11 protein-coding genes are annotated in these 15,851 nt (G+C 46.2%); 7 read left to right on the forward strand and 4 right to left on the reverse strand.

The features are described 5' to 3' along the window. The first annotated feature begins 61 nt into the window (after window positions 1-61). The 5 genes from AC3WS5_RS13895 (at window position 62) to AC3WS5_RS13915 (ending at window position 5,588) form a co-directional block, all read left to right on the forward strand. Window positions 62-2,566: a PIG-L family deacetylase gene (locus AC3WS5_RS13895; RefSeq protein ID WP_492468002.1), complete on the forward strand. Its 2,505-nt coding sequence runs from the start codon at window positions 62-64 to the stop codon at window positions 2,564-2,566. Then, window positions 2,563-2,745, forward strand: a complete 183-nt coding sequence (locus AC3WS5_RS13900; protein WP_492468003.1) for a hypothetical protein — start codon at window positions 2,563-2,565, stop codon at window positions 2,743-2,745. Before AC3WS5_RS13895 ends, AC3WS5_RS13900 begins: the two co-directional genes overlap by 4 nt. Window positions 2,746-2,873: 128 nt before the next feature. After that, on the forward strand, window positions 2,874-4,589 hold the full coding sequence (locus AC3WS5_RS13905) for a sodium:solute symporter family protein (protein ID WP_492468004.1): 1,716 nt from the start codon (window positions 2,874-2,876) through the stop codon (window positions 4,587-4,589). Between the two features lie 51 nt (window positions 4,590-4,640). Beyond that, the gene (locus AC3WS5_RS13910; RefSeq protein ID WP_492468005.1) at window positions 4,641-5,141 is read left to right on the forward strand and encodes a DinB family protein; all 501 of its coding nucleotides are present in this window, start codon (window positions 4,641-4,643) and stop codon (window positions 5,139-5,141) included. A 54-nt stretch (window positions 5,142-5,195) separates the two neighbouring features. Further along, window positions 5,196-5,588 (forward strand): hypothetical protein, encoded by a 393-nt coding sequence (locus AC3WS5_RS13915; RefSeq protein ID WP_492468006.1) that lies wholly within the window; start codon window positions 5,196-5,198, stop codon window positions 5,586-5,588. Window positions 5,589-5,710: 122 nt separating this feature from the next. Here the strand turns inward: AC3WS5_RS13915 and AC3WS5_RS13920 are convergent, their stop codons facing one another. From AC3WS5_RS13920 to AC3WS5_RS13930, 3 genes are all read right to left on the reverse strand, one after another. Then, entirely contained in the window at window positions 5,711-7,045 is a 1,335-nt protein-coding gene (locus AC3WS5_RS13920) for a TolC family protein (RefSeq protein WP_492468007.1), read from the reverse strand. Between the two features lie 24 nt (window positions 7,046-7,069). Continuing rightward, complete coding sequence (locus AC3WS5_RS13925) at window positions 7,070-10,192, reverse strand: efflux RND transporter permease subunit (protein ID WP_492468008.1); 3,123 nt, start codon at window positions 10,190-10,192, stop codon at window positions 7,070-7,072. A gap of 181 nt (window positions 10,193-10,373) precedes the next feature. Beyond that, window positions 10,374-11,420 (reverse strand): efflux RND transporter periplasmic adaptor subunit, encoded by a 1,047-nt coding sequence (locus tag AC3WS5_RS13930; protein ID WP_492468009.1) that lies wholly within the window; start codon window positions 11,418-11,420, stop codon window positions 10,374-10,376. 385 nt (window positions 11,421-11,805) lie between these two features. On the opposite strand from AC3WS5_RS13930, the gene AC3WS5_RS13935 reads away from it, so the two are divergent. Beyond that, window positions 11,806-12,582 (forward strand): M90 family metallopeptidase, encoded by a 777-nt coding sequence (locus AC3WS5_RS13935; RefSeq protein WP_492468010.1) that lies wholly within the window; start codon window positions 11,806-11,808, stop codon window positions 12,580-12,582. A 40-nt stretch (window positions 12,583-12,622) separates the two neighbouring features. On the opposite strand, the gene dnaG is transcribed toward AC3WS5_RS13935, so the two are convergent. Beyond that, window positions 12,623-14,647, reverse strand: a complete 2,025-nt coding sequence (dnaG, locus tag AC3WS5_RS13940) for a DNA primase (RefSeq protein WP_492468011.1) — start codon at window positions 14,645-14,647, stop codon at window positions 12,623-12,625. Window positions 14,648-14,893: 246 nt separating this feature from the next. Here dnaG and AC3WS5_RS13945 point away from each other — a divergent pair, with 246 nt between their 5' ends. After that, the gene (locus AC3WS5_RS13945; RefSeq protein ID WP_492468012.1) at window positions 14,894-15,577 is read left to right on the forward strand and encodes a DUF4230 domain-containing protein; all 684 of its coding nucleotides are present in this window, start codon (window positions 14,894-14,896) and stop codon (window positions 15,575-15,577) included. The last annotated feature ends 274 nt before the right edge of the window (window positions 15,578-15,851 follow it).

Below are 15,851 nucleotides of genomic sequence, written 5' to 3' on the forward strand. Positions count from 1 at the left end.
TTTTGTGAGCGCATTGTCCTGAGGTTTACTTCCCCTGTTCAGTTTTCTTTATATTCGTGAAATGAATCGGCTTTGGATCTTCCTGTTTTATATGGCTTGTATGAAGGGCGCCGCCGGCCAGGCTCCTCAGTCCTGGACTTCCGGCCAGATTTTCCAGGCAATAAAAAAACTAAATGTACTGGGCTCGGTATTATATGTTGCGGCCCATCCCGATGACGAGAATACGCGATTGATTTCCTGGCTGGCCAACGATGAATTGTACCGAACCGGTTACCTTTCCCTAACGCGCGGAGATGGTGGTCAGAACCTGATTGGGGATGAGCAGGGTGTCGAACTGGGGCTGATCCGCACCCAGGAACTACTTGCGGCCAGGCGGCTGGATGGTGGGGAACAGTTTTTTACCAGCGCCTATGATTTTGGATATTCAAAAACACCTAAAGAAACTTTTGCAAAATGGAACCGGGAAAAAATATTGAGTGATGTGGTTTGGGTGATCCGGAAATTCCAGCCTGACGTGATCATCACCCGTTTTCCCGTGACCGGAGAAGGTGGTCATGGGCATCATACAGCTTCCGCGATTTTGGCTAATGAGGCTTTTACGGCCGCAGCCGATCCCAACCGATTTCCTGAGCAGTTAAAATGGGTGAAGCCCTGGCAGGCAAAACGCATTTTATGGAATACTTTCAATTTTGGCGGGAACAATACCACAAGCGAAAGCCAGTTCAAGCTGGATGTTGGCGGCTTTAATCCCTTATTGGGCAAGGGTTACGGAGAAATAGCCGCACTGAGCAGGAGCCAGCACAAAAGCCAGGGTTTTGGTTCATCGGCAACAAGAGGTTCAGTGACGGAATATTTTATCAATACGGGTGGTCCTGTGCCCCAAAACGGACTGATGGATGGCGTTGAAACTATATGGGAGCGGCTGGGTAAGGAAGGAGAATCCATCAGAAAAAATATTGCCTTATTGGAAAAAGGCTTTAACCCTGAGGATCCGCAGCTTTCAGTTCACCAACTGGTGAATTTATACAATGAGGTCGGTCGTCTTGAGGAGAGCGTATGGAAACAAAAGAAGCTTGCCGAAATTCAGCAGCTTGTCGCCCAATGCAGCGGATTATATATGGATGTAAATGTAGGTCAGCCTTATGCCGTTCAAACGGATTCAGTGACGGTGAATGTGTCCCTGAACAACCGGCTTGGTGCCGACGTTTTATTCAGGAAGATGCTGCTGGAAAACCTGGCTGATGACAAAGAAATCAAACTGGAAAAAAACAAAAACCTCAGCTTCTCCCGTAAGCTTCTTGTCCCGTCGTCCAAAGAGATTACCCAGCCTTACTGGTTGAAGGAAAAAATGGATGAGGGGCATTTCCATATTCCAAACCAGCAGTTGGTGGGCGTAGCGGATGCGGAGCCGGCTTATCTGGCCAGACTGATATTCAGCATTGAAGGTACCGACTTTACTTTTGACCTGCCTGTAAAATACCACAGCACTGATCCGGTGAAGGGAGAACAATATCAACCTTTATGTGTGATACCCAGGGCCACGCTGACTACATCACCCGAAGTGCTGCTGTTCGATAACAAGAAAAAGGAAGTGAAAACAGTGACCGTCGCCGTTCACGCAAATACATCCATCAACGGACAAGTTACTGCCGGCCTTAGAGGTATTGATGATGAAGGGACGCAAAAGGAGATAGCCGCCCTGGAGAAAGGTCAGACAAAAACCTTCCGGTTCCAGGTCACCAATTCGCATCTTGAGAACGCCGAATCTTCGGTAACAGCTTTTGCCAACCAGGATGCAGGTGAGGAAAAATTTGGCTATTACCTGGCATTAAGATCTATCGATTATGAACATATTCCTTCCGTCAAATATTTTTATCCTGATCTGATTAAAGTGCTGAATATCGACCTGAAAAAAGCAGGTCGTCATATTGGTTATATTCCGGGTGCCGGCGATAAGGTGGCGGATATCCTCGAACAACTAGGCTACCAGGTGACCATCCTGGATCAGCAAAAACTGGCAGCAGCCAGCCTTGCGGGTTTTGACGCAATTATCACCGGCGTCAGGGCCTACAACACCAATGAGTGGCTCAGCAGCTATTACGATAAGCTCATGAATTATGTGCAGCAGGGCGGCAACCTGATTGTGCAATATAATACCAGCAGCAATATAGGGCCGGTAAAAGCGAAAATAGGTCCCTTCCCATTTGATATTTCGCGCAACCGGATCACTGATGAAAATGCAAAGGTGGTCTTTTCAGATCCGGGTCATAAAGTACTCAATTTTCCAAATCGAATTACTGAAAAAGATTTTGAGGGATGGATACAGGAAAGAAGTATTTACCATGCTGCCAGGTGGGATAATCATTTCAAATCAATTTTATCAATGGCGGATCCGGATGAAGCGCCCGATGGTGGCAGCTTGATCATCGGCAAATACGGGAAAGGTTATTTTACGTATACTGGCCTGGTTTTTTTCCGTGAGCTGCCGGCGGCAGTACCGGGAGCGATGCGGCTTATCGCGAACCTGATCGCATTGAATCAACCTCAGCCAACTGTAAAGAAATGAACAACAACGATCAAAAAACTTATTTTGGGATCAGAAGGGGAGAGATGGCTTTTTTTGTGGCGATCATACTCGGTCTGATTATTGGTGCCTTTGTAAAGAAAATAAGACTTGGTCTGTTACTGGGTCTTTTTATTGGCCTCTCTATTGTTTTTCTGAATAGTCTCAGAATAAAAAGATAGCTGGAAATGCACGATGAAAATGACGAAAAACCGCCGTTGTTTCCGTCCTGGACGGTATGGTATATTTTGGTAGCAGCCTTTCTGGTTGTGCTGATTATTATATTTTACCTGTTGACAAAAAAATTCTCATGAGGCTGCTCGACTGGATCGTTCTGATCGCGACCCTTACGTTTATTATCCTGTACGGCGTGTATAAGAGCCGCACTACCCGGGATCTGGACGGATATTTTCTGTCTAATCGTAGCATGCCCTGGTATATCATCCTGCTAAGCATCATGGGTACACAGGCAAGCGCTATCACCTTTCTTTCAGCTCCAGGCCAGGCTTATACCGATGGGATGCGTTTTGTGCAGTACTATTTCGGGCTTCCCCTTGCTGCCATCGTAATCTGTATTTCGTTCGTCCCTGTGTTTAGCAGGCTGAAGGTTTATACCGCTTACGAATACCTTGAAACCCGGTTCGATGTCAAAACCAGGACATTCACTTCGTTTCTTTTTTTATTGCAAAGAGGACTCTCCACCGGTATCAGTATTTTCGCTCCCTCGATTATCTTATCAGCCTTGTTCGATTGGAACATTTATGTTACCAATCTTTTTATGGGTGGATTGCTGATCATTTATACGGTGACGGGCGGAGCAAAGGCGGTTGCCTATACCCAGCAGATCCAGTTTGTGATTATTATGACCGCCATGTTCCTGGCAGGTTATTTCATTGTAAAAGATATGCCGGGAAGCATAGGATTTAAGGAGGCCCTTCATGTTGGCGGTAAGCTCGGAAAATTTAACGTGATTACTTTTGGCACGGAAAACGGAAAGTTCGATTGGGGCGACCGGTATAATCTTTTCAGCGGAATTATTGGCGGGTTCTTCCTGGCTCTGTCTTACTTTGGTACCGACCAAAGCCAGGTAGGACGCTACCTAACGGCGAAGAACACGACCGAAAGCAGGTTGGGACTATTGATGAATGGCATCGTGAAAATTCCCATGCAGTTTTTTATTCTTCTCATCGGCGTGCTGGTTTTTTCATTTTATCAGTTCAACAAGGCGCCGGCATTTTTTAATGAATACGAATTAGACAGACTGAAGGAATCGCCCTACAAAACTGAGCTGGCTGTTGTTGAACATAAACTTGGAAATATTGATCGGCAAAAGCAGGTGTTATTGAAAGAGTATGCAACAACAAAATCCCTGGCTGTATTTGACGAGATGCGGGTCTTGCAACAATCTACAGATAGCGCCAGGAATGAAATCAAAGCCCTGGTGAAAAAGAATAACGGGAGTGATAATGATACCAACTATATTTTTCTGCATTTCGTGGTTGACTATCTGCCTGCCGGACTAGTGGGACTGATTATCGCCGTTATTTTCCTGGCGAGCTGGGGCAGTATCGCCGCCGCGCTGAATTCGCTGGCTTCGAGTACGATGGTGGATTTTCACAAAAGATTTCTCAAAAGAGGGGAGGGCAATGAGGATGATTACCGGTACTCGCGGCTCTATTCCTTGCTCTGGGGCGTCTTTTGTATTGCGGTAGCCATGTTTGTCAGCAACTGGGGCAATAGCCTGATAGAAGTGGTCAATATTTTAGGCTCTTTATTTTATGGTACCATCCTGGGAATCTTCCTGGTGGCATTCTATGCGAAGCGCGTAAAGGGAAAGGCTGTATTCATAGCTGCAGTGATTGCGGAGCTGCTGGTCATCCTTTTATTCTTTTTGAATGAATATAAAGTTATCCGCCTTGGGTTTCTTTGGCTAAACGGTATCGGCGCCCTGGCTGTTTGGGTGCTGGCAGTAATCTTTCAGTTTTTCCATGGTAAATACCGGGGGGTGAATTCAGTATCAAATTGACTTTGCGAATTTAAAAATAGGAAGTTTTTTTTCACTAATTTTAAAGAAAAAATGTCTGTACATGCCTTAATTGGGGAATTTTTGCATGAAGCCGAGAATACCCGGAAGCTATTGAAAGCGGTGCCTGACAGTGCATTGAATTGGAAGCCATCTGAAAAGAACTGGTCGACCGCCGAGCTGGCTTCTCATATCGCGGCTATTTATGCCTGGTATCCGCCTGCCTTGGAGCAGGATGTTTTTGATTTTGCGACCTTTCATTACGACAGGGAGGACTATAGCCAGGTTTCCAATATAATCGACAAGTTCGAAGAGAATTACAAACTGGCATTGGATGCACTTGAATCTACGTCCAATGAATCACTGGCTGATGACTGGACTATGCTGGTCAGGGGAGTGGAGCTGATCCCCACCATGCCCCGGGCTCAAGCAGTAAGAAGCTTACTATTTAATCATATTTACCATCACCGGGGTGAACTGATCGTATATCTGAGGGCAACGGGAAACAACGTTCCGGGGTTGTATGGTCCAACGGCCGAAGACCGCTTACATTGAATTTTCCGACGCTACGAAACAAATATATAAAAATTAAAAAAATCTGATATTGCTATGAAATTAAACACAGCCAGAGTTATTACAATTGCGTTTTGTTTCGCAATTTTAGCTTCTTGTTCCCCGCGTTTAGCAGGTACCTGGACCGTGCAGCGCTTTGAAACAAACACATCCGGTCAGCAGGGAGTAGCCTTGAAAAACATTGGAACGGTCCAATTTAACAAGAACGGAACAGGAGAGAAAAATATCAGTTACCCGGTGCTTGGCGTTACACACCGCGACCAGACTCCCTTTAGCTGGAAATCCAGTGGAGACAAGTATGTGACTATTGAAAGTCAAAATTCAGAATTTGCCAAAACCTGGATTGTTGTGAGCAACAAAAAGAAATTCCAGAAATGGACAACGACCGATGGTACAAACAAGGTCCAGGTCATTGAACTTAAGAAATAGGTACGGAAATGCCGTTTCCAGATCTCGATTATGTCTCAGGAAGGCACATGTAAGTACGATACGTACGCCATACTATACTCTTCATATACTGAGATACATGGGTAAGACTGTCCCGACAGATTTCATTTAACAATGTCTCCTTTCAGTCGCATGAGTTCGGTCTCAGCAACTTTAGTATTAAAACGCGCTGCGATCAGCCGGTCGGCAGCCTGCGCGTAGCTGAGCTGCGCCTGCCGGAGTTGTACCAGGGTCGCCATGCCCAGCTTGTAGGTTTCCAGTACAATATCTACGTTTTCCCGGGCAAGCAGGATATTTTCCTCTTCCAGTTTTAATTGTTTTTTTAACCGTTCGTACTCTCTGAATGCGTTTACAATGGCCAGATTCAGCAAAGAACGCTGGCTCTCATAAGCGAGCTGCTGGAAGTCTATAGCCAGCCGGTCCTGCCTGATCTGACGTCTGACGCGGAACTGATTGAAAATGGGAATATTTGCTGTAAGGCCATAATTATATCCAAATGCCAGGTTGAACAGGGGTGAGAATTGATTAATGACTTTCTTGTTGTTGGTCCGGCTATAGTTATAGGCCGAGTTAAAAGCTACGGTCGGAAACATTCCCGCCCGGGCTTCTTTTAGCGCATAGTTGGCCACTTCAATCCTGGATTTGGCGAGCAGCAATGAGGGGTTGGTGGATTCAAGTCCTTCAAGCGCGCCACCCAGCGTAAGTCTGTAATCAAGGGGAATGGTATCCGGAATACTGAATTCCTGTGCCGAAATTCCGCTGTTCATCGCCTGAACCAGTCGTTCTTTCAATTGATCTGTAAACAACTCCTGCTGCATTTTTAGTGCCAGTTGTTCGTTCAGGTCCACCTTGCTCTGCAGTACATCTGGTTTGGCTCCGGTGCCTATATCGAGTTTATACTGTGCCAGCTTAGCCCGCTCGCTGTTCAGCTCAATTTGAACATTGGTCGCTTTCACAAGCTGTTCCTGACGTGCAATATTGTAGTAGGTTTGGATGACGGACGAGATGGTATTTACCACCTGATTTTTGATAGTATAAGACCCTGATTGCAACAGGGCCTCCGTCTTCTCCCTGGTGGCGAACATTTTGAACCCGTCGAACAACACCCAGCTCAAAGCAACATTTCCCTGGATATTATGAGAACGGATGTTATTAGATTTTCTTTTACTTCCGTCAGCGAGGGTCTGGCGTTGGTTATTATTGTTCCAGGTAGCGCCGGCTCCCGCATTTAGCGAGGGTAAAAAAACGGCATTACGATAGCTGTAGTCGATTGCCGCAACCATCGAGTCGTTCTTCGAAAGCTGAATATCGAAATTGTTCTGGAGAGCTGTAGCAATCGCTTCTTCCAGGGTTAGGACCCGTTGGGCCATGACCGGTAAATGACCCGCGGCCAGGGTTATCATTACCAGGAGGAAAGCTATTCTAAGTGGTTTGTTCATATCTATACGAAAAAATATATATAGTTACTGTTTTGCATCAGTTTTTTCTGATCTCATTTGAAGTTCTTCGTATCGAAGAATATCATCAAACTCCCTTACCTTTTTGTTTGCAGATAAATAACTATAAATAGCAGGGAGGACATAAAGCGTTAATACAAGGGAAAACATAACCCCGCCAACGATCACAATCCCCAGCGGAATACGGCTGGTCGCTGCGGCTCCCAGTGATAAGGCAATGGGAAGTGCCCCCAGCGACATTGCCATGCTGGTCATGAGAATGGGCCTTAGTCTTTGCCGGGCGGCGAACAACACGGCCTCACGCTTGGCCATTCCTTTCTTGCGGCTTTGGTTTGCAAACTCCACGATCAGGATACCATTCTTTGTTACCAGACCGATCAGCATGATCATACCAATTTCTGAGAAGATATTTAATGTTAGCCCGAATATCCAGAGTGAAAGAAAAGCGCCTGCCAGGGCCAACGGCACGGTGATCATAATAATGAGGGGGTCGATGAAACTCTCGAACTGAGCGGCGAGAATCAGGAAAATCAGACCGAGCGCAAGGAAGAACGCAAAGCTGATATTGCTGCTGCTTTCAGCAAAATCCCGGGAAGTTCCGCTCAGCGACGTGGAAAAACTGTCATCCAGCACTTTGGAAGCAATACCCTGCATCTCTTTAATCCCGTCTCCCACAGTTTTACCCGGCACTAATCCGGCCGATATTGTGGCTGATTTATACCGGTTGAAATGGTAAATGGTTGGAGGTGTTGTTGATTCCACAGCGGAGGTCAGGTTATCCAGGCTGATCATATTCCCCACATTGTTCCGCACAAATATCTTCTTGAGATCTTCGGGGTCATCCCGGTTAAGGCGGTCAACCTGTGCCATCACCTGGTATTGTTTTCCGTTCCGGATAAAGTATCCCAGTCTCCGGTTGCTGTACGCGATCTGCAAAGCCTGAGAAATGTCACTGATCGACACGCCCAGTTGGGCAGCCTTGAGCCTGTCCACCATAATCCTTAACTCCGGTTTGTTGAATTTCAGGTCGGCATCCACCTGCTGCAAAACATTGCTTTTTTGGGCTTCTTCAAGAAATTTGGGTAACACCGAACTCAATTTCTCAAAATTATTATTTTGAAGCACAAACTGCACATCCTGTCCGCCCCTGCGGTTCACCTGAATCGTTTGATCCTGGATTGCAAAGGCCCTTCCTTCCGTGAATTTTGCCACATTTCGGTTGATCATTTCCACGATTTTTTGCTGCGACCGGCTTCGTTCTGTTGGGTCAACCAGCCTGACCCGCACAAACCCGGTGTTGGAGTTACCCGACCCGCTGAAGCCGGGTGAGGTCACCGATAACACGATCTGGCTTTCAGGTACCGAATCCATGACGAGGCGGGAAACCCTATCGACAAATTTGTCCATGGCAAGGAATGATGTCCCCTCAGGCGCCGTTAACGTAAGCCTGAACTGGCTTTTGTCCTCCATGGGCGCCAGTTCCGATTGTGTATTCGAACCTATGAAGAGAATAATAGCACCACAGGCCGCCACAAGAACCCAGGCCATCCACCGCACTTTCATAAATGATGCGAGTGTTCGACTGTAAAAATTTTCAATACCATTAAAAAATGGTTCTGTTACATTGTAGAACCAGGAATGCTGATGGACATTCTTTTTGGTCAGGAATACGTTCAGCACCGGCGTGAGGGTCAGCGAAACAAAAGCAGAGATCAGCACAGCACCGGCCACCACGATACCAAATTCCCGGAACAGGCTACCTACGAATCCCTGTAGAAAAATAATCGGTATGAAAACCACCGCAAGTGTTATCGAGGTTGCTATAACGGCAAAATAAATTTCTTTAGACCCTTCCAGGGCTGCTTTCCGCTTGGGCATACCCTGTTCCAGTTTTTTGAAAATGTTTTCCGTTACCACAATGCCATCGTCCACCACCAAACCCGTTGCCAGGACAATCGCCAAAAGCGAAAGTACATTGATGGTGTATCCCAGCAGGTACATGATAAAAAATGCACCGATCAGTGACACCGGTATGTCGATCAGGGGGCGGATCGCCATGATCCAATCGCGGAAAAACAGGAATATGATCAGCACTACAAGGCCTATCGCGATAAAAAGTGTTTCTTCAACCTCAGAGATGGAGTTCTTGATATAGGTGGTCTGATCCATCGCGATATTCAGCTTGATATCCTTTGGCACTTCTTTTTTGATAATCTCCAGGCGTTTGTAAAATTCGTTTGAAATAGAAACGTAGTTGGATCCTGGCTGGGGAATGATAGCCAGCGCTATCATGGGAATCGCGCTTTCCTTTAAAATGGTTTCTTCATTTTCGGGGCCAAGAACCACGTCGGCCACGTCTTTGAGCCGAACGTCGGAGCCCTTTACACTTTTGATGATCAGGTTGGAAAATTCAGATTCTGTATTAAGTCTCCCAAAGGTTCTTACGATCAGCTCTGTATTATTTCCCGAAATTTTGCCTGAGGGTAATTCTACGCTTTCGCGTTGCAGCGCCGACTGTAAATCCGATGGCGTGATGCCATATGCAGTCATCCGTTCGGGATCGATCCAGATGCGCATGGCAAATTTCTTTTCACCCCAGATCTGCATCCCACTCACGCCGGGAATCGTCTGGAGTCGCTCCACGAGGTTATTGTTGGCATATTCCGTAAGCTCAAGCTGGTTGCGCGTATCGCTCTGAACGGTCATGGAAATAATAGCGTCCGCACTGGCATCGGCCTTACTCACAACGGGCGGCGCCTCCAGGTCCGGCGGAAGGGATCTTAATGCTGCCGACACTTTATCGCGAACATCATTAGCTGCTGCTTCAAGATCCGTACCCAGGTTAAACTCCACGTTAATAGTGCTGCTTCCGTTGCTGCTGCTGGATGTGATATTCCGTATTCCGGCAATACCATTGATAGCCTGTTCCAGCGGTTCGGTGATCTGCGTTTCAATGATATCCGCATTCGAACCAGGATAGCTTGTCCTTACACCGATATTGGGGGGATCAATAGCCGGATAGTCCCGTACACCCAGAAACTTGAACGCGATAACGCCAAACACAATGATGACAATGCTCATCACAATGGCTAGTACCGGGCGCCTCAGACTAAGTTCAGAAATATTCATGTTGAAACTGTGGATTAAAAATTGAATTGCCAGACTTTCCATCCTCACCAGCTTTCGCGGGATGACGCGCAATGCCTTTGTATCTTTTCACTCGTTTGCTGCCACCGTTTTTCTTTTACAGGGCAACAGGGTCCAATCAAATATTTAAATAACAGAAAAGCGGGTAAACACGCCCTTTCTGCTAGTTGATAATTTTGTTAATTAAAATACTGTCGTCGGGTTTTGTGGACATCATACCGGTTACCAGTATCGTGTCCCCCCCTTTAAGTCCGCTGGTTATTTCCAACCTGGCTGAGTCTCGGGTACCCGTTTCCACGTTAGTAAAAAGAGCCTTCCCGCTGGTATACAGGATAATTTGCTTTCCTCTGGCCGTTGGGATGATAGACTGTGTGGGAACAAATATTACATTGGAGCGGGGCGAAAACTCCACCGTCACAGAGGCAAAAGTGCCGGGTAACAGTCCTTCCGCATTTCCCGTTACCATTGCCCGAATATCCAGACTGCGATTGCTGACCGTCACGTTGGATTCCGTTGCCGTGATCCTGGCTGCATAGTTTTTGTTGTTTCCTTCCACTTTAAAATTAACCACCTGATCTTTGTGGATGCTCCGCGTATATTTTTCAGGAACAGAAAAGTCCAGCTTCAGGTTATTAGTCTGGTTAATCGTCGCAATGACCGTGGCTGGCGTCACATATGCGCCGGGACTTATATCTTTTAAACCCATTTTACCACTGAAAGGGGCCCTCACAATAGTCTTCGTGATAGCTGCCCTGACAATATCCAAATCGGCCTTAATATTATGCGAATTCAGCACGGTGGCATCATAATCCTGTTTGCTGATTCCCTGGATATCCAGCAACTGAGAGGCCCGCTTTTCATTCGCCTCCGCAATCTCTAACTGAACCTTCAGTTTTCGCAGCTGGGCCTGCAGGTCTTCATCATAAATTTTTGCCAGTACAGCGCCCTTGCTCACAAATTGACCTTCCCGGGCATTCAGGCTGACTACTCGCCCGGAGACTTCAGGATGGATCTCAGTGACTTCGTTTGCCCGTAATGAACCTGGTACCTGGATCGTTTCAGAATAGGTTTCAGTCTTGACAACATAGCCGTCCAATCGGGGAACAGGTCGTTTGTTGGCGGCTCGCTTGTCTTGTTTCTTAGCGCCACAGCCCGTCAGAATCACCAGGAATATAATCGTAAATAACTTGCTTAATAAATTCAGATTCATCCGTTTTAGTTATGCGTTTGGGGTTAAAGGTAAAGCAGCCGTAACAGATAAGACGCCGAATCCGGATAAACCTTGCAATTTCTTGATAAACGGTTGCTGCAGGAATCCAGCCCTTTTTTGGATGCTGTGAAATCAGGATGCCATATGGAAAGCTGGCAAATCAGTACTCTCTGTAAAGTCATGCTCCCTGATAACAAAAAGAAATGGTAAAAGTTCTGACGGTTAAGTATGGCTCCAAAATACGGTTTGTTCAAGCAGGGAAATTCGGTTTCATTTCAAATTGATTTTTCCTTTTTTCGCTGTTTTAATCGTTCAGCGTAAAAGCTGGCGAGTCAGCACCGACCGTTTTGTTGTTAATCAGGAATAAATTAACTTACAGAATGAGATGATCTCGGGAGCTATCATATTTTTTTCTTCAGTCACCTTGTTTTACCTGGGATACCGGGCTTATCTGAATGCAAGAGAAGTGCCCGCAGCCAATCTGGTGGCGCGCGAGCGGATTGAAGCGATTCTGCTGGATAAGGTCTTGTTTTATGAAAAACTCAATGAGGAAGATCAGAAACAGTTTTTGCACCGTGTGGGTATTTTTTTGGAGCGGGTCAAGATCAATGGAGTAGGCGCTGCAAGTGTTACCGAAGAAGACCGGGTTCTGATTGCTGCCGCCGGTGTAATGCCTTTGTTCAGATACCGGAAATGGCTATTCAATAACCTGAACGAGGTTTTGTTATATCCGGACAGCTTCAACATTGACTTTTCAAATACGGAGCGCGGGTGGCGGCTGGCGGGATTAGTGGGAGATGGGGCGCTTCACCGAACGATGGTTCTTTCCCTGCCCTGGCTGCGCAGTGGATTCCGTAACAATGGGGCAACAAATACAGCCATTCATGAATTTGCTCACTTGCTGGATAAGGCAGACGGGGCAACAGACGGCGTTCCAGAACTCATCCTGAAGGACAGGCATCGGGATTCGTGGATCCGGCTGATGTATGATTATATGAATTTTCTGCGATACAATCCCAGCGATATTGACGCCTACGCAAGCGTCAATGAGGCTGAATTCTTCGCCGTTCTTACAGAGTATTATTTTCAGCAACCTTCACATCTGCAGGCAAATCATCCTGAACTTTATCAGATCCTGCATGATGGTTATGAAAATAAATAAGGACTCGTTCGTATCTGACGTAATGTATGGACCTGCCTCATTAATGCAGAATGACAGTCCCCAACTGATAGGTTATCTCACGTTCCATATCCTTCAGTGACTTATGTATAAAATGAAGCTCCATGAATTTTTCACCTGAAATATCTTTATCCATGTCCTGTTGATTTTGCAGCAGCATTCTCTTGATCTTTTTCAGCTTCAGGTACTGAATGGCTGAGATGACTTTCTGCGGCGTTCTGTCCTCAGAGATGTGTTTGAATTTATTGAGTTCGTCTTCATTGCCCTTGGAGATGATCTGCAGAAACTCCGCCGTGCTGCGGTCAAACAGGTTCTGCTGAAATCCCAGGGTATTCCCAAGATCCTTGACCCAACGCGGACTTTCCTCGTAGGGATAGTTAAGCAGACTTACAGCAAGTGTGCTCAATTGTTTATCGGGATGATATACGAAATATTTATCATTCAATTTTTCCGGTTCGGAATGTAACAGATCTTTCATCGTGTGCAGGAGTGTAGATATCTCCCTGTCTTCTATATCCATCTCATCGATTTCATCGAACACATAATTCGCTATCAGGGAATGGTCGTTCCAGGGTCTCCCGCCAAACTCCAGCAGGATCCTCGCAAGTTCTCTTTCCTGCAATTGATCCTGAAACAGGAGATCAAAGCTGGCATCATCAAAATTGTCCGCTTCGGTACTCCCACGTTGAGCCTTTTTTTCTTCCGAGTCTGCGGCTTTCCTTTCCTGGGTTGTGATCCGGTCGCGGATATACTTATTAACAAGTGCGTGTAATCCCAACTCGTCGATCTTTAAAATATCAGCTGATTGTTTAATGTAATCCTGCTGTTTGGTGAAATCTTCCGCTTTATTTATTTTGGAGATGGAGGCAGCAATCCTGTTCACCAACTCTGATTTTTTGACTGGGTCGTTGCCAACGTCTTTGAGTGCCAGTTCGAGTTGGAAAAGGATAAAATCTTTTTTATTTTTCTGAACAAATTCCGCGAACGCAGTAGCGCCTACTTTGTTCACATAACTGTCGGGATCCTCGTTATCGGGTATCAGCACCAGTTTGACATTCAGTCCTTCCTCCAGCGCCAGGTCGAGGCCCCGCAGCGCCGCCTTGACACCTGCGGCATCCCCGTCATAGATGATGGTAAGATTGCTTGAATATTTCTTGATCGTCCGGAGCTGATCAATGGTCAGTGAAGTACCTCCTGAGGCTACTACATTTTCAATACCCGCCTGATGGAGGGACACCACATCGGTATATCCTTCCACCAGCAGGCATTCGTCTGCTTTGTCGATGGCGGTACGTGCAAAATAAGAACCATAAAGAATCCTGCTTTTTACATAAATTTCGTTTTCGGGTGTATTGATATATTTCGGAGCCCGGTCGTTTGTCTTCAGAATCCGGGCGCCAAAGCCCATCACTTTGCCGCTGTGATTATGTATCGGAAAGATGACCCTGCCGCGGTAATTGTCCATCAGCGTGTCATTACGATCAATGATCAGCCCGGTCTTGAGCAGCAGTTCACGGTTATATTGTTTCGCTAGGGCTTCGGTTGTGAAAGCGCTCTTCGAATCCGGTGCATACCCCAGTTTGAACTTTTCGATGGTTCCCTCCCGGAATCCCCTTTCCTTGAAATAACTGAGTCCGGCGCTGCGTCCTTCTTCCGTTTCAAACAGCGAACGAATAAAAAATTGTTCGGCGAACTGGTTGATGATAAAGAGGCTGTCGGCCGTTTGCATCTGTTCGCGTTGTTCGTCGCTTGCAAACGTTTCTTCTACTTCCACGTTATACCGCGCCGCCAGCCATTTCAGCGCTTCCACGTAACCATATTTCTCATGTTCCATGATGAAGCTGATGGTATTGCCACTTTTGCCACAGCCAAAACATTTGTAAATTTCCTTAGCGGGTGAAACGGTAAAAGAAGGCGTCTTTTCGTTGTGGAACGGACAGAGGCCCAGGTAGTTAGCACCTCTCTTTTTCAATTTTACGAATTCTCCCACCACATCCACAATATCAATGCGCCCCAGTATTTCCTGTATGGTGCTCTGGCTTATCATTGCACGAAATTAATGTTTAGGCCCCAGTTTGAGGAATTTGTTCATATTGAGGCCCCGCACTCAGGCGCAGCAGTTACAAACGCTGGGACACCGGCAAACTAAGCTTTTTATTCCGCATCGTTGGGAGACTGTCCACTATGTCTGGAATTTTGGATATTTACATTCAGATTCCCGGGATTCATTCAAATGACAATCAGGGGCGAAAGTTGCGCGGGACCGGAACTTAACGCTGAAAATATTGCAGACATGAACTCAAACAAAGATCAATACGGAAAACCGTTTTCATGGTGGAAAATAAACCGGAAGGCTTTTTTGTGGGGCCTTTTGCTGGGCTTGCTGGTTACAGGTCTGATAATGATCGCCTATTTGATCGGCCGGGGAAATAGCAGTCAGGTCGTTGCACCTGCGCGGTTTGACAGCACCTCACTTCGTGAAATAGCTGAACTTGCTACGGTTGAGACTCATGGTATGGCCAGTATTCAAAGTACAAATCTAACTGACGATAGCGGGCTCAAAAATACATTCCGCAAACTCTTTGGGGAAAAGACCGTGCAGATCACTGTTCCGTACACGGCCAGGTTTGGCGTCAGTCTGAAAGAGCATGGGCCCTGGATCACTGAAAAAGACCAGACTGTTTTTATTATACTGCCCGAACCCAGGTTGCTGAGTTATGAGCTTAAGCTGGATCAGGCGGACACCAGAGTAAAAAAAGGCATACTGACATCCGGAGATGAAATAGTTTTTAATCGCATCCAACAAAAACTGTACAGTCAGTCACGGGCCCAGCTCGAAAACAACCAGGCACTCATCGATCGTTCGAGGAGCCGGATTACGCGGATCCTCGAGGCTTGGTATGCACCGGGAAATTTACGGGTGAAGATACTTTTTTCAGAAAAGGATCCGGAATTATACAGTGGTGAATTGAATTAAATGAATTATTTTACGCCAGCTTTTGATAGCACGGTTTAATGTTTGTCATGATGATGGCGGGGTAGTGGGGATTCTTTTTTTGATTCGGTGATCGTGACGGTAGGACCTTTTTCCTAGCTCCGGCGGGCCTTCCACGTTCAGGTATTACACTGATATTAATTTTGGTGATTTATGATATAAAGCAGGTTTTAATTAAAAAATTGGGTCTATATTCGCCCATCATTCATGTAATGATTGCCGTATCATGAAACCCTTGAAGATTTTTTAAATGGGA

The organism is Niabella sp. CPT15-335-S11, assembly GCF_058792415.1.

Excerpts from the sequence above, each read along its gene's own strand:
- AC3WS5_RS13895 (WP_492468002.1), top strand. The coding sequence starts at position 62 with ATGAATCGGCTTTGGATCTTCCTGTTTTATATGGCTTGTATGAAGGGC.
- AC3WS5_RS13900 (WP_492468003.1), top strand. The coding sequence starts at position 2,563 with ATGAACAACAACGATCAAAAAACTTATTTTGGGATCAGAAGGGGAGAG.
- AC3WS5_RS13905 (WP_492468004.1), top strand. The coding sequence starts at position 2,874 with ATGAGGCTGCTCGACTGGATCGTTCTGATCGCGACCCTTACGTTTATT.
- AC3WS5_RS13910 (WP_492468005.1), top strand. The coding sequence starts at position 4,641 with ATGTCTGTACATGCCTTAATTGGGGAATTTTTGCATGAAGCCGAGAAT.
- AC3WS5_RS13915 (WP_492468006.1), top strand. The coding sequence starts at position 5,196 with ATGAAATTAAACACAGCCAGAGTTATTACAATTGCGTTTTGTTTCGCA.
- AC3WS5_RS13920 (WP_492468007.1), bottom strand. The coding sequence starts at position 7,045 with ATGAACAAACCACTTAGAATAGCTTTCCTCCTGGTAATGATAACCCTG.
- AC3WS5_RS13925 (WP_492468008.1), bottom strand. The coding sequence starts at position 10,192 with ATGAATATTTCTGAACTTAGTCTGAGGCGCCCGGTACTAGCCATTGTG.
- AC3WS5_RS13930 (WP_492468009.1), bottom strand. The coding sequence starts at position 11,420 with ATGAATCTGAATTTATTAAGCAAGTTATTTACGATTATATTCCTGGTG.
- AC3WS5_RS13935 (WP_492468010.1), top strand. The coding sequence starts at position 11,806 with ATGATCTCGGGAGCTATCATATTTTTTTCTTCAGTCACCTTGTTTTAC.
- dnaG (WP_492468011.1), bottom strand. The coding sequence starts at position 14,647 with ATGATAAGCCAGAGCACCATACAGGAAATACTGGGGCGCATTGATATT.
- AC3WS5_RS13945 (WP_492468012.1), top strand. The coding sequence starts at position 14,894 with ATGAACTCAAACAAAGATCAATACGGAAAACCGTTTTCATGGTGGAAA.